Source organism: Castellaniella defragrans 65Phen, assembly GCF_000612685.1.
Lineage (GTDB): Bacteria > Pseudomonadota > Gammaproteobacteria > Burkholderiales > Burkholderiaceae_B > Castellaniella > Castellaniella defragrans.
The window spans coordinates 465,525-482,331 of sequence record NZ_HG916765.1; the positions used below are offsets into that span (position 1 = coordinate 465,525).

Here is a 16,807-nt window from a genome sequence, read left to right on the forward strand (position 1 = left end):
GGTCTGGAGCAGACAGGAGAATCCGCGCAGCCATGAGTTTACGCACAGAACAAGCCACATGCCAGGGTCTGGCCGGCCTGATCGAGTACACCGTGGATCATCCGGAGGACGCGCCCTCGGGCTGGGCGCTGGTGCTGCATCCGCACCCGCTGCACGGCGGCACCCGCGACAACAAGATCGTCACCACGGTGTCGCGCGCCTGCGTGCAGCACGGGCTGCTCGCCATCCGCCCCAACTTCCGCGGGGTGGGCGCATCGGCGGGCGCGTTCGACCGCGCGATCGGCGAGACGGCCGACATGGCGGCCGTCGTCGAGCATGTCTTCCAGGCCTGGCCCGAGGCGGCCGCCGGGCCCTGGGTGCTGGCGGGTTTTTCCTTCGGCTCGGCGGTGGCCGCCCAGCTGTACGCCGAGCTGGCCGACCGCGGCCTGCCGCTGCCGGCCCGCCTGATGCTGATCGGCTGCGCGGTCGAGCGCTTCCGCCATCGCCCCCTGTCGATGCCGTCCGATACGCTCATGATCCACGGCGAGCACGACGAGGTCGTGCCCCTGTCCGAAGGCATGGACTTCGCCCGGGCGCACCAGCTGCCCATGACGGTCGTGCCGGATGCCGGCCACTTCTTCCACGGCAAGCTGCTGATCCTGCGCCAGATCGTCCAGGCGGGGCTGCGCGGCCTCTGAGCCTGGTTTCCCGATCCCCGCTTCCCCGGTCCCGGGCCGCCGCATCCGCCAGCCGTCCGGCCTCGTCCGCCGGGCGCCCAGCCGCGTCCTCCAGCCGCTCAGCCGCGTCCTCCAGCCGCCCGGTTTCGTCCGGCGGTGCCCGGGCGGCCGCACAACGCGCCGCTGGCCGCCGGCGCGCCCGGGGGCATGTCGTTTCAGTTGCTTGCGTTTTGTCTCGAATTGGCCGAGCCGCGCGGCCGTGGCGGATTTTCGCCCTGCCTATAATGGGCGCTTGTCGTTTCTTCCCCATCCTGCCGCCGTCATGCCCATGAATGCCTTCCCGCCGCTCCTCCGTCGTTCCCGCCTGGCGCCCCTGGCGCTGGCCTGCTCGCTGCTGGTGTCCGGCGCGGCCTGGTCGCAGGTGGCGCCCGGGCCCGCCGCCGCGGCCGCATCCGCCCAGGCTCCGGCCTCGGCCGCGGCCCCGGCCGGCATCGACATGGTCAGCAGCCTGTCCAACATTCCCGCCCCGTCCCTGAACGCCAAGGCCTGGCTGACCCTGGACGCCACCAGCGGCCAGGTCATCGCCGCGCAGAATCCCCAGGAAGCCGTCGAGCCCGCGTCCCTCACCAAGCTGATGTCCGCCTACGTCATCTTCGAGGCCCTGGAAGACGGCCGGCTGAAGCTCGACCAGAAGGTCCACATCTCCGAAAAGGCCTGGAAGACCGAAGGCTCGCGCATGTTCATCAATCCGAACACGGACGTGTCGGTGGACGACCTGCTGCAGGGCATGCTGGTGCAATCGGGCAACGACGCCACCGTGGCGCTGGCCGAGGCCGTCGCCGGCAGCGAATCCGCCTTCGCCGCGCTCATGAACCAGCAGGCCAAGGCCCTGGGCATGAAGCACACCCACTTCACCAACGCCCCCGGCCTGCCCGATCCCGACCACATGACCACGGTCGAGGACCTGGCGATCCTGGCGCGGGCGCTGGTCCAGCGCTTCCCGCAATACCGGCACTACGACAGCCAGAAGGAATTCACCTACAACAACATCAAGCAGAGCAACCGCAACCGCCTGCTGTGGGCCGACTCCACCGTCGATGGCCTGAAGACCGGCCACACCCAGTCCGCGGGCTACTGCCTGGTGGCCACCGCGCTGCGCGACGGCCGGCGCGTCGTGTCGGTGCTGGTGGGCGCGGCCAGCGACGCCGCCCGCACCGAAAGCAGCCTGAAGCTGCTGAACTGGAGCTTCAAGAACTTCGACACGGTCAAGCTGCTGGACAAGGGCAAGCCGGCCGTATCCGCGCGGGTCTGGGAAGGCGCCACCGAAACCGCCGAGCTGGGCCTGTCCGATGCGCTGTGGGTGACGGTGCCGCGCGGCCGCGCCGAGGACATCAAGACCGAGGCGCGCTACACCCAGCCGCTGATGGCGCCCCTGACCGAGGGCGCGCAGGCCGGCACGCTGGTGATCACCCTGGACGGCAAGGAACTGGACCGGCGGCCGCTGCTGGTGCTGCATTCGGTGGAAGAGGCCGGGTTCTTCGGCCGGCTGCTGGACAAGATCCGCCTGATGTTTGAATAATGGTGTCATGAAACCGATCCGTCCCGAAGACTCCCTGATCGACTATCCCTGCGATTTCCCGATCAAGGTCATGGGGCGCGCGCATGAGGATTTCGCGCGCGCCATGACCGAGGTGGTGCTGGGCTTCGATCCGGCCTTCGACCCGGCCACCATCGAGATCCGCCCCAGTTCCAGTGGCAACTACCTGGGCCTGACCCTGACGGTGCGTGTCACCTCGCGCGAGCAGCTGGACGACCTGTACCGCGCCCTGCACGGGCACGAGATGGTGTCCGTGGTGCTCTAGGCGCGGGCCGGTCATGGTCATGCAGGCACCCGGGCAGACGCGCGTGCCGGCGCCCTTCTCGCCGGCGCCCGTGTCAGCGTCCATGCAGACGCCCCTGCGGACGCGCTGGCTGGACCGTCCCGCCCCCTATCTGCCGGTCTGGCAGGCCATGCAGGACTTCACCGAATCCCGCGGCGACGGCACGCCCGACGAACTCTGGCTGGTCGAGCATGCGCCGGTCTACACCCTGGGCCAGGCCGGCAAGCCGGAGCACATCCTCAATCCCCACGGCATTCCGGTGGTGCATTGCAACCGGGGCGGGCAGGTCACCTACCACGGGCCGGGCCAGGTCGTGCTCTACACCCTGGTGGACCTGCGCCGCCAGGGCGTCTTCGTGCGGGAATTCGTCTCCCTGCTCGAACAGGCCGTGCTCGACCTGCTGGCCGAGCTGGGCGTGGCGGGCGCCTGCCGCAAGCCCGGCGCCCCCGGCATCTACGTGCCCCAGTCGGCGCTGGCGCGGCCCCGGGGCGAGGCCCTGGCCAAGATCGCCGCGCTGGGGGTCAAGATCCGCAACGGCCGCGCCTATCATGGCGTGGCCCTGAACGTGGCCATGGACCTCGATCCCTTCCTGGGCATCAATCCCTGCGGCTACGAGGGCCTGCAGACGGTCGATCTGCGGGCCTGCGGCATCGAGGCCGACCTGGCCGCGGCCGGGAACCGGCTGGCGGAGATCTTTTCGGCGGCCTGGACGGCCGCCGGCCACCAAGGAGACGCACATGACGCAAGCCTCGAACGCCCCGGATGCCCCGAACGCCTCGAACGATCCGGTGCTGGATGAACGCCGCGACGGCGTGCTCACGCTGACGCTGAACCGGCCCGACCAGTTCAACGCGCTGTCCGAGGACATGCTGGCGGCGCTGCAGGCGCGCTTCGACGCCTGCCGGGACGACACCGGCCTGCGCGTGGTGGTGCTCGCCGCCAACGGCCGTGCCTTCTGCGCGGGGCACGACCTGAAGCAGATGCGCGGCCATGCCGGCGACCGGGACTACTACAACGACCTGTTCGGCCGCTGCGGCCGGCTGATGCAGTCCATCGCGCGCTGCCCGGTGCCGGTCATCGCGCGGGTCCACGGCACGGCGACCGCCGCCGGCTGCCAGCTGGTGGCCAGCTGCGATCTGGCGGTGGCCGCCGAGAGCGCGCGCCTGGCCGTCTCCGGCATCAACGTCGGCCTGTTCTGCGCCACGCCGGCCGTGGCGCTGACGCGCAACGTGCCTCTGAAGAACGCCTTCGAGATGCTGGTGACGGGCCAGTTCATCAGCGCCCGTCAGGCCGCCGAGCGCGGCCTGGTCAATCACGCCGTGCCCGATGCCGAGCTGGACCGCGCCGTGCAGGGGCTGGTCGACGCCATCCTGGCGAAAAGCCCGGTGGCGGTGCGCATCGGCAAGGCCATGGTCTACCGGCAGCTGGGCCTGCCGCTGGACCAGGCCTACGACTACGCCGCCGGCGTCATGGCGGAGAACATGCTGGCCGAGGACGTGGGCGAGGGCATCGACGCCTTCATGCAGAAGCGCCCGCCGCAGTGGCGCGGGCGCTGATGTCGGCCTCTCATTGATGCACCACAAGGCGCGGGAGCCCGCTCCTGCGTTCCAATGAAGGGGTCGTCCGAAACGGAGCCCCTCATGCCGCAGTCCCGATCTTCCCCCGATCCTCGTCCGGGCCGCGCCGCGCGCGCCGGCCTGCTGGCCGCGATGCTGGCCTGCGCGGCGGGGATGACCCCGGCGGCCGGCGCCGCGGCCGCTTCCTCCGCCGCTTCCGCTTCCGCCGCCTCCGCCGGCATCGAGGTCGTCGCCATTCCGAGCGGCGAATTCACCTACCAGGCGGCCGGCGAGTTCCTCGACCGGGGCCGGCCCGTGGACGCCCCGCGCGTCCAGGGCCGGGTCGAGCCGGGCCGGGCCATCATGCGCCGCCAGGTCAGCCAGGCGGAATACGCCCGCTGCGTGCAGGCGGGCGCCTGCAAGCGCCTGGACAAGGGCTTCCGGGACCTGAATTCGCCCGACCTGCCGGCCGTGGGCGTGAGCTGGGCCGACGCCACCGCCTACGCGGCCTGGCTGTCGCGCGAGACCGGCCAGCGCTGGCGGCTGCCGGTCTACGCCGAGTGGGTGCGCGCCGCCGCCGACCGCTACCGCGAGGAAGGCGCCCTGCCTTCGGATCCCGCCGATCCCGCCGTGCGCTGGCTGGCCGAGTACGAGCGCGAGATCGCCCGCAGCCGGGGCCGCATCAAGGCCACCCAGCCCTTCGGCCACTTCGGCGTCAACGCCCTGGGCCTGAGCGACATGGGCGGCAACGTCTGGGAATGGACCGACACCTGCTTCGCCAGCCACAGCGTGGGCGCGCTGCCCCTGGCGCCGCGCGAGAACTGCGGCGTGCGCATCCTGGCGGGCGCCCACATCGCCGCCATGGCCGACTTCATCCGCGATCCGCGCAACGGCGCCTGTTCCATCGGCCTGCCGCCGGCCAACCTGGGCTTCCGCCTGGTGCGGGAAGACTGAGCGCGCCATCCGGCGCGGCGGCCCGCGGGAGCGGGGGCGCCCCCCTGGCCGCCGGAAATGTTTGCGACATGTCAATACTTTCCACGAAACCTGAACGACGCCTGAACCGGCTTGATCCAGCGCAATGAGGGTAAACCCAGGCCATGACAAGATGGCAACGTCGAAACAAGACGACACATCAAATCAGGGAGTTGAACATGAAGGTTTTTCGTCTGTGTATGGCCGCCACCGCTCTGGCGTCCTTGCTGGCCGGGGGCGTCGCTCTGGCGGATCCCGCCGACAAGCTGGAGCACATCAAGCCCGTGCTCGTTGCGCCGCCCCATGTGATGGAACATGAACAGGCGACCAAGGCCAAGCCGCGCGTGGTCGAGTTCACGATGACCATCGAGGAAAAGAAGATCGTCATCGACGAAGAGAACGGCACGACGATGCAGGCCATGACCTTCAACGGCTCCATGCCCGGTCCGACCATGGTGGTGCACGAGGGCGACTACGTCCAGCTCACCCTGATCAACCCGGCCACCAACGCGCTGGAGCACAACATCGACTTCCACGCGTCCACCGGCGCCCTGGGCGGCGGCGCGCTGACCAAGATCAAGCCGGGCGAGCAGACCGTGCTGCGCTTCAAGGCGGACCGCACCGGCACCTTCATCTACCACTGCGCCCCCGAAGGCATGGTGCCCTGGCACGTGGTGTCCGGCATGAGCGGCACCCTGATGGTGCTGCCGCGCGACGGCCTGAAGGACCAGGACGGCAAGCCGCTGCACTACGACAAGGTCTACACCATCGGCGAATTCGACCTGTACATCCCGAAGGACGAGAACGGCAATTACAAGGAATACGACACCGCCCTGGAAAGCTACGGCGACACCACCGAGGTGATGCGCGGCCTGATCCCGTCGCACATCGTGTTCAACGGCAAGAAGGGCGCGCTGACCGGCGCGGGTGCCCTGACGGCCAAGGTCGGCGAGACCGTGCTGTTCATCCACTCCTCGGCCAACCGCGACACCCGTCCCCACCTGATCGGTGGTCACGGCGACTACGTCTGGGCCACGGGCAAGTTCATCAACAAGCCCGAACGCAACCTGGAAACCTGGTTCATCCCGGGCGGCACGGCCGGCGCGGCGCTCTACACCTTCAAGCAGCCCGGCATCTACGCCTACGTCAACCACAACCTGATCGAAGCGTTCGAGCTGGGCGCCGCCGGCCACGTCAAGGTCGAAGGCAAGTGGAACGACGATCTGATGAAGCAGGTCGTGGCCCCCAGCGCCATCAAGAACTAAACCACAGTACCCGGGGCGGCCCCGACGGCCGTCCCGACTCCGGAGATAGACAAAATGCTGAAGATCGTGAGCCTCACCGCCCTGTCCCTGGCCCTGCTGCCGGCCCTGTCGATGGCGTCCGACGCCGGAACGCTGAAGACCGGCGAGAAGCTCTACAAGAGCGCGTGTGTGGCCTGCCACAGCACCGGCGCGGCCAACGCGCCCAAGCTGGGCAACAAGCAGGCCTGGGCACCGCTAATCGCCAAGGGCATGGACGAAATGATGAACGTGGCGCTGCACGGCAAGGGCGCCATGCCCGCCCGCGGCGGCACCAAGGCCGACGACGCCACCCTGCGCGCCGCCGTGGAATACATGGTCAGCCGCGCGCAGTAAGCCCCCCACGAGGCGCCCGCTTCGGATTGCGGCATCTCCCCGCCTCGCCGCTTGCAAGCGGCTCGGATTCTCCAGGCATGGGTCAGTCCGCAGGGACTGACCTATGTCCTGTCCAATCCCTCGAAGCGGTAATGCGGCTCGGCCGCGCCGGGAGCGTACACGGCCCAGCGGGCCGTGTTTCCGTTCAGGTCGATGTCGGCGGTGGCCAGGGTGTTTTCCTGGTCGGTGTCGCCGGGCGACCGCCGCAGGATGGGTTCGGCGGCGTCGCCCGTGTCGGCCAGGATCGCCAGCGCGTCCGCGCCCTGCGCCAGCAGGGCTTCGCCGCGCGCCTGGCGGTGCGCCGACGAGGCGGTGATCACTTGCGGCAGGTCCTCCTGCGCCTGGTGCACGGCATGGTTGGCGTGGAGCAGCGGCGCGCGGGCCACGGGGCGGACGGATACGGCCGCCTGGCTGAATTCCACGCTCCAGGTCTGTGATTCGCCCGCCTGTCCCAGGCCCAGGTGGAACGCCCCCATGCGGCCATGCGCCTGCAGGATCGACACCGCTTCCCCCACCGACCCGGCGGCCAGCAGGGCGCGGGTCAGGACCATGCGCGGCATGCCCGCCGCGGCCCGGCGGGCGCGGATGTTGTTGACCGTCATCGCCAGGCCGGCTTCGTTGACGGCGAAGGTATGGCCGGGCAGCGAGCCCGGATAGACGAAGGACGCGAAGGCGGGTGCGCCGGCCGGCCGCACCTCGGCCAAGCCGCAGGCGCCGGCGAAGCCCGGGTCGCCGTCCTCGTTGTGGCTCAGGCGCCGCGGCGCCAGCACCGTGGTGCAGCCGTCGGGCGCCAGCGCCCAGAGGTCGCCGCGGCAGTTCCACAGGAAGACCTCGTCGGGCGGCAGGTCCAGGCCTTCGGCCAGGCCCGCCAATTCGTCCTCGATCCAGGGAAAGGCCTGGCGCAGCAGCGCGCGCATGGCCGGGACTTCCGGCCGGTCGCGGCAGGCCATGATCTGCGCCCAGGCATCCGAGCGGACCAGGTGGCGGTGGCAGGCCTCGGCCCCCCAGCGCCCCAGGGCGCGGCCGACGTCGCGGTGGGCGCCGCGGGCCTCGACCGGCAGCAGTTCGAGCGGGCGGGAATCGGTCGTGTCGTTCATTTCTTATCGTTCGTCGGTAGGCGCCGGTGGCGCGCAGTGGTGGCTCAGCGGTGCGGCGATGGCGCAACAGCGGCTCGTGGCCGGGCATCGATCGTTCATCGGTAGGCGCCGGTGGCGTGCAGCAGGGCTTCCGTGCGGCCCAGTTCGGCCAGGGCGGGCTCGCCCTGGCGGACCAGCAGCTGCTGGGCCAGCATCTCCACCAGCGCCTGGATCGCCACGGTGGTCGGGAAAAAGGAATGTCCCTGGGTGGAGAAGGTCAGCACGCAGTCGGCATGCAGCGCCATCGGGGCGAGCTGGCTGTCGCACAGGGCCAGCACCCGGCAGCCCCGCGAGGCCTCCGGTCCCGGGGGATTCGAGGGATCGCCGTGGCGCAGCGCCTCGGCCAGCTCGATGATTTCGCGGGAGTAGGGCGCATAGCCGATCAGCACCACGGTGTCCTCGGGCCGCAGGCGGTGCGTGTCCAGGCTCAGGGTGCCGCCGGTGTTGTGCAGCAGGTGCACGTCCGGACGGAACAGGCTGCACAGGTAGCGCAGGCTGAAGGCGGCCGGATAGCAGGAGCGGAATCCGGCGACCACGATGCGTCCGGCGTCGGCCAGCAGCGCCACCGCCCGAGCCATGACGGCCTGGTTGACGGGCTCCAGCGCCTGCAGGTTGAGCACCTGACGGTGGATGGCGGCCTGCCAGGACGCCTGCTCGGATTCCGGGCGGTGGACCAGGGACAGCGCGCGCGCCGCGTAGGCGCCGGGCGGATGGAGTTCCTGGGTGAAGACGGCCTTCAGGGCATCCCAGCCCGCGTAGCCCAGGTGCTGGGCCAGCCGCACCAGCGTGGCCGGCTGCACGCCGGCCAGGGCGGCCAGCTTGCGCGCCGACAGGGTCGAGACCTGCGTGGGGTGATCGATCAGGTAGCGCGCGCCCGCCTGGAACTGCGGGCTGAGGCCCGGATAGCGGGATTGGATGAGGCGGGTGAGTTCATCCAGCGAGTGGGGTGCCGACATAGTTGAAAGCCCGCCACGCCGCGCCTTCGGCTCGCGTCCGCCTCGCGGCCTGCATGCCGCTCGAAGGGACGCGTTTCGCCTTGGGACGGCCCGGCGGCAAAAAGAGGGTTGTAGAAAGCGGACCGGGGTATGAATTATACGTTGCTTGATCTATGATACACGAAACATCTGTTGAGCCACGCCATGACCCACGTATTCCATCGCAATCCCCAGCATACGCTCAAGCGCGCCGTGCGCGGCCAGGGAATTTCCCTGTTCGACCAGGACGGCCGCGCGTACCTGGACGCCTCGGGCGGGGCGGCCGTGTCCTGCCTGGGCCACGGGCATCCCGACGTGATCGCCGCCATCAAGGCGCAACTGGACGAGGTGGCCTACGCCCATTCGTCCTTCTTCACCACCCAGGCTTGCGAAGACCTGGCGGACTTCCTGGCCGGCGAGGCGCCGGGCGACCTGGACCACGTGTATTTCGTCTCCGGCGGGTCCGAGGCGGTCGAGGCGGCGCTGAAGCTCGCCCGCCAGTATTTCGTCGAGCGCGGTGAGACGGAACGCAGCCAGTTCATCGCCCGCCGCCAGAGCTATCACGGCAACACGCTGGGCGCGCTGGCCATCGGCGGCAACGCCTGGCGGCGCCAGCCCTTCCTGCCGCTGCTGGCGCCGGCGCATCATGTGTCGCCCTGCTACGCCTACCGCGACCAGTTGCCCGGCGAGACCGAGGAGCAGTACGCCGCCCGCCTGGCCGACGAGCTGGAGCGGAAGATCCTGGAGATCGGCGCGGAACGCGTGGCCGCCTTCGTGGCGGAAACCGTGGTCGGCGCCACCGCGGGCGCGCTGCCGCCGGTGCGCACCTACCTGCGCCGCATCCGCGAGGTCTGCGACCGGCACGGCGTGCTGCTGATCCTGGACGAGGTCATGTCCGGCATGGGGCGCACCGGCCATCTGTACGCCTGCGCCGAGGACGGCGTCGCACCGGACATCCTGGCCATCGCCAAGGGCCTGGGGGCGGGCTACCAGCCCATCGGCGCCATGCTGGCCAGCCGCCGCGTCTACGATACGATCGTGAACGGCAGCGGATTCTTCCAGCACGGCCACACCTACATGGGCCACGCCACGGCCTGTGCCGCCGCCCTGGCGGTGCAGCGCGTGATCCGGCGCGACGCCCTGCTGGACAACGTCCTGGCGCGCGGCGAGCAGCTGCGGACGCGGCTGCGCGCAGTCTTCGCCGACCATCCCAACGTCGGCGACGTGCGCGGCCGGGGCCTGTTCGTGGGCGTGGAATTCGTGCGCGACCGGGCCGACAAGTCCGTGCTGGACCCTGCCCTGAAGACGCACGCGCGCCTGAAGCGCCAGGCCATGGAAAACGGCCTGATGGTGTATCCCATGGGCGGCACCGTCGACGGCGTCCATGGCGACCACGTGCTGCTGGCGCCGCCCTTCATCTGCACGGCGGCCGACATCGACGAGATCGTCGCGCGGCTGGACCGCACGGTGCGCCAGGTGCTGCCCGCCTGAGCCCGGCGCGCACGCCTGGCTGCCCTTCTTCCCCGCCCTGCGGCCCGCCGGCCGGGGGGCGCCACGGAAACCCCCCGCAGACCCCACGGAGATCTTCATGGCCCGAATCGACTACGCCGACCTGAGCCGCGGCGAGGCGGCCGCGCTTGCGGACCGCATCGTCGCCGAGCGCGGCAGCGTGCTGCACCTGTACCAGATGCTGCTGCACAGCCCCCCGGCGGCCGAAGGCTGGCTGAACTACCTGACCGCCATCCGCCACCGCTGCGCCCTGGATGGCGCCATCCGCGAACTGGTCATCATGCGCATCGCGCACCTGAACCGCGCGCCCTACGAGGCCGACCAGCATGCGCCCATCGCCCTGCGCGAGGGGCTGCGCCAGGACCAGCTCGACGCCCTGGCGCTCGACGAAATCCCGGCGGACCGGTTCGATGCGCGCGAACGGGCCGTGCTGGCCTATGCGGACGCGATGACGCGCGCCGTGCAGGTGCCCGACGCCGTGTTCCAGGCCGTACGCGGGCATTTCCCGGACCGGGAGCTGGTCGAGCTGACGGCCACCGTCGCGGCCTACAACATGGTGTCGCGCTTCCTGGAGGCGCTGCAGGTGCATTCCGACGATCAGCGCTGATCGTCGCGCTCCCATAGGATGTCCGGCACTCCCGCCGCGCGGTTCAGGCGGCGCGCCAGCACGAAGCACAGGTCCGACAGGCGGTTCAGGTAGTGCAGCACGGGCGGGTTCACCGCTTCCTGGCGCGACAGCGCCACCACGGACCGTTCCGCCCGGCGGGCGATGGTGCGCGCCATGTGCGCATGCGCGGCGGCCGGGCAGCCGCCGGGCAGGATGAATTCCTGCAAGGGACCCAGTTCGGCGTTGTAGCGTTTCAGGGCCTCGTCCAGGCGCAGCACGTGTTCGTCCCGCAGCGCCGTCCAGCCCGGGATGCAGAGCTCGCCGCCCAGGTCGAACAGGTCGTGCTGGATGCGGTCCAGCAGGGCGTCGACGTCGGCGGGCAGGGCGGCGGCGCGCCACAGGCCGATGGCGCTGTTCAGCTCGTCCACGTCGCCCAGCGCGGCGATGCGCGGGGCGTCCTTGGGCACGCGGGTCTTGTCGCCCAGCCCGGTGGTGCCGTCATCGCCGGTGCGGGTGGATACGATGGAGACGCGGATCGACATGGCAGGCTCCTGTGGGTTCGGGTATGGGTTCCGGCCGGGATGAGAGACCGGGTTCGGGCGGATGAGGGCTGGGCAGGACGGATTCGGGCCGCGGCGGGCGGATTCGGGCGGATTCGGCTCCGGGTGAAAGGGCGGCGCGGTTCAGGCCCGCCCCGCGAGGCGCAGCAGGGCGTCGCCGGTGACGCGCACCACGCGCCAGTCGTCCAGGATCTCGCCGCCGTGGTGCTTGTAGAATTCGATGGCGTTCTCGTTCCAGTCCAGCACCACCCATTCAAAGCGGCCGCAGCCCAGTTCCACGGCCAGCGCCGCCAGGTGCCTGAGCACCCAGCCGCCCAGGCCGCGTCCCCGGTGGGCGGGGGTGATGTAGACGTCCTCCAGGTACAGGCCGCGCCGGTCCAGGAAGCTGGAATAGTTGTGGAACCACATGATGTAGGCGATGGCCGTGGCCGGATCCTCGGCGGTCGTGATGACCAGGCAGCGGGCGGCCGGCTCCGGGCCGAAGAAGCTCTGCCGCAGGCTGTCGTGCGTGGCCTGGAAGATGCCGGTCAGTTTCTCGAATTCCGCCATCTCGCGCATCAGGGCGTGAACGGCCGGGATGTCGGATTCGGTGGCGGGACGCAGGTCGTAGCCGGGGACGGGAGCAGGGGCGGAGGCGGGAACGGCGGCGGAGGCGGAGGCTGGGACGGACAAGGGGATCTTCTCGGTTTGCGGTATGCTGGAAGTGCCCTGGCGGCGTGTCGCCGGGCAGCAGAAAGGAGTTTAGCCCATGCGTTTCCATGCCTTGCGGACCGGGTTCGGGACGTGGCCCGGGATCAGGACTGGGATCCGGATCCGGGCCCGGTGCCTGGCGCTTGCCTGCGCCCTGCCCCTGGCGGGCGGGATGGCCGCGTCGCCGGCCGTGCTGGCGCTGGCGGCGGCCGGCATCTGGAGCCTGCCGTCCGCGGCGCGCGCGGCGGCGCCCGTCCAGGCCCAGGCCAGTGGCGAGGTGGTGCGGGTGAACGCCCCCGCCGGCAAGATCGCCATTCGCCACGGCGCCATCGACAAGCTCGACCTGCCCGCCATGACCCTGGTCTACCAGGTCGATCCCGCCCTGCTGGCGGGGATCGCGGCGGGCGACCGGGTCGAGTTCACGGCCGAGCGCGCCGGCGGCCGCTACCGCATCGTCGAACTGAAGAAGCGCTGAGGCAGCCGCGCCGCGCGGGGCCGCCCGCGCCTACAGCACGTAGCGCGCCAGGTCCTGGCTGCCGGCGGTCTCGGCCAGCTTGTCGTTCACGTAGGCGGCGTCGATCACCACGGTTTCCGCGCCCGGGCTGGCGGCCTCGAAGGACAGGTCCTCCAGCAGCTTTTCCATCACCGTGTACAGGCGCCGGGCGCCGATGTTCTCCGTGCGCTCGTTGACCTCGAAGGCCAGCTCCGCCAGGCGCCGCACACCTTCCTGGGTGAATTCCAGCGTCACGTCCTCGGTGGCGAGCAGGGCGGTGTACTGCTTGGTCAGCGAGGCGTCGGTCTCGTCGAGGATGCGCACGAAATCCTCGGCCGTCAGGGAATCCAGCTCCACGCGGATGGGGAAGCGGCCCTGCAGTTCCGGGATCAGGTCCGACGGGCGGGACAGATGAAAGGCGCCCGAGGCGATGAACAGGATGTGGTCGGTGCGCACCATGCCGTACTTGGTGTTGACGGTGGTGCCCTCGACCAGCGGCAGCAGGTCGCGCTGCACGCCCTGGCGCGAGACGTCGGCGCCGCCCTGCTCCTGGCGCGCGGCGATCTTGTCGATCTCGTCCAGGAACACGATGCCGTGCTGCTCGGCCAGCGTCACGGCGTGGGTGCGCAGGTCCTCTTCGTTGATGCGGCGCGCGGCTTCCTCCTCGACCAGCAGGCGGAAGGCTTCCTTGACGGACAGCTTGCGCGACTTGGTCTTGCCCTGGGCCAGGCCGGCGAACATGCCGCGCAGCTGCTCGGTCATTTCCTCCATGCCCGGAGGCGCCATGATTTCCATGTGCGGCGGCGTCTGGGCGACCTCGATGTCGATCTGCGTGTCGTCCAGCTTGCCTTCGCGCAGGCGCTTGCGGAAGATCTGGCGGGTGTTGTTGCCTTCCTCGCGCTCGGGCTCGCCGCGCGCGTTGCGCGGGGGCGGCAGCAGGGCGTCGAGGATGCGGTCCTCGGCGGCGTCCTCGGCCTGGGTGCGCACGCGGCGCATCTCGGTCTCGCGCGTCTGCTTGATGGCGACCTCGACCAGGTCGCGCACGATGGTGTCCACGTCGCGGCCCACGTAGCCGACCTCGGTGAACTTGGTGGCCTCGATCTTGATGAAGGGAGCGTTGGCCAGCCGGGCCAGGCGGCGGGCGATCTCGGTCTTGCCCACACCGGTGGGGCCGATCATCAGGATGTTCTTCGGCACGATCTCGTGGCGCAGGGGCTCGGGGACCTGCTGGCGGCGCCAGCGGTTGCGCAGCGCCACGGCCACCGACCGCTTGGCCTTGTCCTGGCCGACGATGTGCTTGTCCAGTTCCGAGACGATTTCCTTGGGGGTCATGGGGGTGGCATCAGACATGGAGGCGGGCCTAGAGCGTTTCGACGATGTGGTTCTGGTTGGTGTAGATGCAGATCTCCCCGGCGATCTCCAGGGACTTCTTGACGATGTCGGCGGGCGGCAGGTCGGTGGCGTCCAGCAGGGCGCGCGCCGCCGCCTGGGCGTAGGCGCCGCCCGAGCCGATGGCGGCGATGCCGTATTCAGGTTCCAGGACGTCGCCGTTGCCGGTCAGCACCAGGGTGTGTTCGCGGTCGGCCACGATCAGCATGGCTTCCAGCCGGCGCAGCACGCGGTCGGTGCGCCAGTCGCGGGTCAGTTCCACGGCGGCGCGCATCAGGTGGCCCTGGTGCTTTTCCAGCTTGGCCTCGAAGCGCTCCTGCAGGGTGAAGGCGTCCGCCGTGGCGCCGGCGAAGCCGGCCAGGACCTGGTCGTGGTAGAGCCGGCGGATCTTGCGGGCCGTGCCCTTGATGACGATGTTGCCCAGCGTGACCTGGCCGTCGCCGCCCAGGGCGACGTCTTCGCCGCGCCGGACGCAGACGATGGTGGTGGCGTGAAATTGTTCCATGCGGTTCCCTCGGGTGGAGAAGCCTACATGGGGGCGGGGCGCCGGCTTTTCAAGCGGCGGCGGGATGCCGGCCGCTGTCTGGTGCAAGTGTTATGTTATAACATTGCATTTCGTCCGGCCGAGGTGCCGGGCATCGGCGCCGGGGCGAGCCCGGCATTCCCGCCCCGAGGCACCGGCATTCCCGCTTCGCGGCATCGCAGCGTCTTGGAAGGAAAGGATCTGGAAATGAGCAGCAGGAAGGCACTGGCCGGGATCTGCCTGGCCGCCTGGGGGGCCATGGGCGCGGCGGCGGCCGCGGAGGAGACGGAGCCCGGGCGCCTTGCCGGCCCGGGGGAACGGCAGGTCGCCGAGTTGCCGGGCGTCGTCGTGACGGCCACCGATACCCCGCGCAGCCGGGCCGATGCGCCGGCCAGCGTCGCGGTGATCGAGGGCGAGGCGCTGCGCCGCCGGCCCGTCAACGACCTGGGCGACGCCGTGCGCGATACGGTCGGCGTCGATCTGGAAAGCGCCGGGCTGGGACGGCGCGGGATCTCCATCCGGGGCATGAGCGCCGGGCATACGCTGATGCTCGTGGACGGCCAGCGCATCAGCGCGTCCTCCTCGGCGATCGCCCATTCCGACTTCGAGCTGGGCTGGATCCCGACCGAAGCCATCGACCGGGTGGAGGTCGTGCGCGGTCCGCTGTCCTCGCTGTATGGGTCCGAGGCGCTGGGCGGCGTGGTCAACGTCCTGACCCGCGCGGCGACCGACCGCTGGGAAGGCTCGTTCAGCGGCTATGCGCTGTTCGGCGACCACGACCTGGGCGGCAAGCAGTACAAGAGCGGCTTCTACGTCGGCGGGCCGCTGGTGCCCGGCCGCCTGGGCCTGAACGCCTGGGGGGAATACCGGCACCGCGACGCGCTGCGGGATGCGGCCGACACGGCGCTCACCGCGCTGGACCGGCAGCGCGCGCAGAATGGGCACGTGGGGCTGGCCTGGACGCCGGATGCGCGCCAGCGCATCGACCTGTCCATGGACGCGGGCACCGAATCGCAGTCCGGCATCCGGGAAGCGTCCGCGGGGAGCCCCTATGTCGCCGACAACGACGTCCAGCGCCGCCGCTATGCGCTTTCGCACACCGGCCGGTGGAACTGGGGCGGAACGCGGGTCCGGCTGTACCGGTCCACGCTGTACCGCGAGGCGTGGCGCAGCGACGGCGCGGACTCGACGGGGCCGAACCGGTTCACCGACACCGTGCTCGACGGCCGGGCGGACGTGTCCGTCGGCCGGGCGCATCGGGTGAGCCTCGGCGCGGAGCTGCGGCGCGAGAGCCTGGAGGACCCGAGCGTGAACCGCGCGGGCCGCAAGGCCCAGAACCTGCGGGCCGTCTTCGGCCAGGACGAGATCCGGCTGGGGGAGCGCTGGGAACTGGTGCTGGGCAGCCGCTTCGACCATCATCCCGACTTCGGCTGGGAAGCCAGCCCGCGGGCCTACCTGCTGTTCCATCCAAGCGATGCGCTGACTTTCCGGGCGGGCGCGGGACGGGGCTTCAAGGCGCCGTCGCTCAAGCAGCTGTCGCCGGAATACGAGTCCTGGGCCGCCATGGGCGGGCGCGGCGTCATCCGCGGCAATCCGGACCTGCAGCCCGAGACCAACCAGTCCTACGAACTGGGCGCGGCCTACGACGGGGGCGCCTGGTCGGCGAGCGCGACGCTGTTCCACAACGACGTGAAGAACCTGATCGAGACCGTGCGGCAACCGGTCTGCGACGTGCGCGGGCGGGTCTGCCTGGACTACGAGAACGTCGCGCGGACCCGCCTGCGGGGGCTGGAGCTGACGGCCGGCGCCGAGCTGGCCCGGGACTGGCGGGTGGAGGCCAACTACACCCTGCTCGACGCCCGCGACCGGACGACGGGCGAGCGGCTGGCCGACCGGTCCCGCCACCGCGCCCATGCCACCGTGGAGTGGACGCCGCTGGCGCGGCTCTCGACCCGGCTGCGGGTGGAATACATCGGATCGCAGTACCGTTCGGCCACGCTCGACGACCGCCCCGGCCATACCCTGCTGCACTGGTATGCGGATTACGAACTCAGCCGCAGCCTGAGCCTGCACCTGGGCATCGAGAACCTGAGCGACGAGCGCCTGGCCAACGACGATGCCGACGCGTACGACCGCGCGGACGAGGGACGGCGCTTCTTCGCCGGCCTGACGGCGAGGTTCTGACG

18 protein-coding genes are annotated in these 16,807 nt (G+C 70.5%); 12 read left to right on the forward strand and 6 right to left on the reverse strand.

Features of this window, described 5'->3' with window-relative positions; all coding sequences use genetic code 11:
- The first annotated feature begins 32 nt into the window (after window positions 1–32).
- The 8 genes from BN940_RS02040 to BN940_RS02075 all read left to right on the forward strand — a co-directional run bounded on the left by BN940_RS02040 (window position 33) and on the right by BN940_RS02075 (window position 6,701).
- Window positions 33–677, forward strand: a complete 645-nt coding sequence (locus BN940_RS02040; RefSeq protein WP_043679619.1) for an alpha/beta hydrolase — start codon at window positions 33–35, stop codon at window positions 675–677.
- A 307-nt stretch (window positions 678–984) separates the two neighbouring features.
- Window positions 985–2,235 (forward strand): D-alanyl-D-alanine carboxypeptidase family protein, encoded by a 1,251-nt coding sequence (locus BN940_RS02045; RefSeq protein ID WP_242404249.1) that lies wholly within the window; start codon window positions 985–987, stop codon window positions 2,233–2,235.
- Between the two features lie 7 nt (window positions 2,236–2,242).
- Window positions 2,243–2,518 (forward strand): DUF493 family protein, encoded by a 276-nt coding sequence (locus BN940_RS02050; protein WP_043679621.1) that lies wholly within the window; start codon window positions 2,243–2,245, stop codon window positions 2,516–2,518.
- A gap of 82 nt (window positions 2,519–2,600) precedes the next feature.
- Complete coding sequence (lipB, locus tag BN940_RS02055) at window positions 2,601–3,335, forward strand: lipoyl(octanoyl) transferase LipB (RefSeq protein WP_084330793.1); 735 nt, start codon at window positions 2,601–2,603, stop codon at window positions 3,333–3,335.
- Window positions 3,274–4,092, forward strand: a complete 819-nt coding sequence (locus BN940_RS02060) for an enoyl-CoA hydratase (protein ID WP_043679626.1) — start codon at window positions 3,274–3,276, stop codon at window positions 4,090–4,092. Before lipB ends, BN940_RS02060 begins: the two co-directional genes overlap by 62 nt.
- Before the next feature lie 84 nt (window positions 4,093–4,176).
- Complete coding sequence (locus BN940_RS02065; RefSeq protein ID WP_052355528.1) at window positions 4,177–5,046, forward strand: formylglycine-generating enzyme family protein; 870 nt, start codon at window positions 4,177–4,179, stop codon at window positions 5,044–5,046.
- 218 nt (window positions 5,047–5,264) lie between these two features.
- A complete protein-coding gene (gene nirK, locus BN940_RS02070) occupies window positions 5,265–6,329 on the forward strand; it encodes a copper-containing nitrite reductase (RefSeq protein ID WP_198408285.1) in 1,065 nt (354 codons plus the stop codon).
- A 54-nt stretch (window positions 6,330–6,383) separates the two neighbouring features.
- A complete protein-coding gene (locus BN940_RS02075) occupies window positions 6,384–6,701 on the forward strand; it encodes a c-type cytochrome (protein WP_052355529.1) in 318 nt (105 codons plus the stop codon).
- 101 nt (window positions 6,702–6,802) lie between these two features.
- Here the strand turns inward: BN940_RS02075 and BN940_RS02080 are convergent, their stop codons facing one another.
- Together BN940_RS02080 and BN940_RS02085 are read right to left on the reverse strand one after the other, a co-directional pair.
- Window positions 6,803–7,837: a C45 family autoproteolytic acyltransferase/hydrolase gene (locus BN940_RS02080; RefSeq protein ID WP_052355530.1), complete on the reverse strand. Its 1,035-nt coding sequence runs from the start codon at window positions 7,835–7,837 to the stop codon at window positions 6,803–6,805.
- 95 nt (window positions 7,838–7,932) lie between these two features.
- Window positions 7,933–8,832, reverse strand: coding sequence for a MurR/RpiR family transcriptional regulator (locus tag BN940_RS02085; protein ID WP_043679632.1), 900 nt, complete (start codon window positions 8,830–8,832; stop codon window positions 7,933–7,935).
- Between the two features lie 183 nt (window positions 8,833–9,015).
- Here BN940_RS02085 and BN940_RS02090 point away from each other — a divergent pair, with 183 nt between their 5' ends.
- Window positions 9,016–10,341 (forward strand): aspartate aminotransferase family protein, encoded by a 1,326-nt coding sequence (locus BN940_RS02090; RefSeq protein ID WP_043685533.1) that lies wholly within the window; start codon window positions 9,016–9,018, stop codon window positions 10,339–10,341.
- Between the two features lie 97 nt (window positions 10,342–10,438).
- Window positions 10,439–10,966, forward strand: coding sequence for a carboxymuconolactone decarboxylase family protein (locus tag BN940_RS02095; protein WP_043679633.1), 528 nt, complete (start codon window positions 10,439–10,441; stop codon window positions 10,964–10,966).
- Here BN940_RS02095 and BN940_RS02100 read toward each other — a convergent pair.
- Window positions 10,957–11,508 (reverse strand): cob(I)yrinic acid a,c-diamide adenosyltransferase, encoded by a 552-nt coding sequence (locus tag BN940_RS02100; RefSeq protein ID WP_043679636.1) that lies wholly within the window; start codon window positions 11,506–11,508, stop codon window positions 10,957–10,959. The two genes, BN940_RS02095 and BN940_RS02100, sit on opposite strands and share 10 nt — an antisense overlap.
- Window positions 11,509–11,649: 141 nt before the next feature.
- The gene (locus tag BN940_RS02105) at window positions 11,650–12,084 is read right to left on the reverse strand and encodes a GNAT family N-acetyltransferase (protein ID WP_052356016.1); all 435 of its coding nucleotides are present in this window, start codon (window positions 12,082–12,084) and stop codon (window positions 11,650–11,652) included.
- A gap of 304 nt (window positions 12,085–12,388) precedes the next feature.
- Between BN940_RS02105 and BN940_RS02110 the strand changes: the two genes are divergently transcribed.
- Window positions 12,389–12,691, forward strand: a complete 303-nt coding sequence (locus BN940_RS02110; protein ID WP_043679638.1) for a copper-binding protein — start codon at window positions 12,389–12,391, stop codon at window positions 12,689–12,691.
- A 30-nt stretch (window positions 12,692–12,721) separates the two neighbouring features.
- On the opposite strand, the gene hslU is transcribed toward BN940_RS02110, so the two are convergent.
- Window positions 12,722–14,041, reverse strand: a complete 1,320-nt coding sequence (hslU, locus tag BN940_RS02115; protein WP_043679641.1) for an ATP-dependent protease ATPase subunit HslU — start codon at window positions 14,039–14,041, stop codon at window positions 12,722–12,724.
- 28 nt (window positions 14,042–14,069) lie between these two features.
- Complete coding sequence (gene hslV / locus BN940_RS02120) at window positions 14,070–14,603, reverse strand: ATP-dependent protease subunit HslV (RefSeq protein WP_043679644.1); 534 nt, start codon at window positions 14,601–14,603, stop codon at window positions 14,070–14,072.
- Between the two features lie 225 nt (window positions 14,604–14,828).
- On the opposite strand from hslV, the gene BN940_RS02125 reads away from it, so the two are divergent.
- Complete coding sequence (locus BN940_RS02125; RefSeq protein ID WP_043679647.1) at window positions 14,829–16,805, forward strand: TonB-dependent receptor domain-containing protein; 1,977 nt, start codon at window positions 14,829–14,831, stop codon at window positions 16,803–16,805.
- The last annotated feature ends 2 nt before the right edge of the window (window positions 16,806–16,807 follow it).

Excerpts from the sequence above, each read along its gene's own strand:
- BN940_RS02080 (WP_052355530.1), bottom strand. The coding sequence starts at position 7,837 with ATGAACGACACGACCGATTCCCGCCCGCTCGAACTGCTGCCGGTCGAG.
- hslU (WP_043679641.1), bottom strand. The coding sequence starts at position 14,041 with ATGACCCCCAAGGAAATCGTCTCGGAACTGGACAAGCACATCGTCGGC.
- BN940_RS02110 (WP_043679638.1), top strand. The coding sequence starts at position 12,389 with ATGGCCGCGTCGCCGGCCGTGCTGGCGCTGGCGGCGGCCGGCATCTGG.
- BN940_RS02045 (WP_242404249.1), top strand. The coding sequence starts at position 985 with ATGAATGCCTTCCCGCCGCTCCTCCGTCGTTCCCGCCTGGCGCCCCTG.
- hslV (WP_043679644.1), bottom strand. The coding sequence starts at position 14,603 with ATGGAACAATTTCACGCCACCACCATCGTCTGCGTCCGGCGCGGCGAA.
- BN940_RS02085 (WP_043679632.1), bottom strand. The coding sequence starts at position 8,832 with ATGTCGGCACCCCACTCGCTGGATGAACTCACCCGCCTCATCCAATCC.
- BN940_RS02040 (WP_043679619.1), top strand. The coding sequence starts at position 33 with ATGAGTTTACGCACAGAACAAGCCACATGCCAGGGTCTGGCCGGCCTG.
- BN940_RS02105 (WP_052356016.1), bottom strand. The coding sequence starts at position 12,084 with ATGCGCGAGATGGCGGAATTCGAGAAACTGACCGGCATCTTCCAGGCC.
- BN940_RS02100 (WP_043679636.1), bottom strand. The coding sequence starts at position 11,508 with ATGTCGATCCGCGTCTCCATCGTATCCACCCGCACCGGCGATGACGGC.
- BN940_RS02095 (WP_043679633.1), top strand. The coding sequence starts at position 10,439 with ATGGCCCGAATCGACTACGCCGACCTGAGCCGCGGCGAGGCGGCCGCG.
- lipB (WP_084330793.1), top strand. The coding sequence starts at position 2,601 with ATGCAGACGCCCCTGCGGACGCGCTGGCTGGACCGTCCCGCCCCCTAT.
- BN940_RS02060 (WP_043679626.1), top strand. The coding sequence starts at position 3,274 with ATGACGCAAGCCTCGAACGCCCCGGATGCCCCGAACGCCTCGAACGAT.
- nirK (WP_198408285.1), top strand. The coding sequence starts at position 5,265 with ATGGCCGCCACCGCTCTGGCGTCCTTGCTGGCCGGGGGCGTCGCTCTG.
- BN940_RS02065 (WP_052355528.1), top strand. The coding sequence starts at position 4,177 with ATGCCGCAGTCCCGATCTTCCCCCGATCCTCGTCCGGGCCGCGCCGCG.
- BN940_RS02125 (WP_043679647.1), top strand. The coding sequence starts at position 14,829 with ATGAGCAGCAGGAAGGCACTGGCCGGGATCTGCCTGGCCGCCTGGGGG.
- BN940_RS02075 (WP_052355529.1), top strand. The coding sequence starts at position 6,384 with ATGCTGAAGATCGTGAGCCTCACCGCCCTGTCCCTGGCCCTGCTGCCG.
- BN940_RS02050 (WP_043679621.1), top strand. The coding sequence starts at position 2,243 with ATGAAACCGATCCGTCCCGAAGACTCCCTGATCGACTATCCCTGCGAT.
- BN940_RS02090 (WP_043685533.1), top strand. The coding sequence starts at position 9,016 with ATGACCCACGTATTCCATCGCAATCCCCAGCATACGCTCAAGCGCGCC.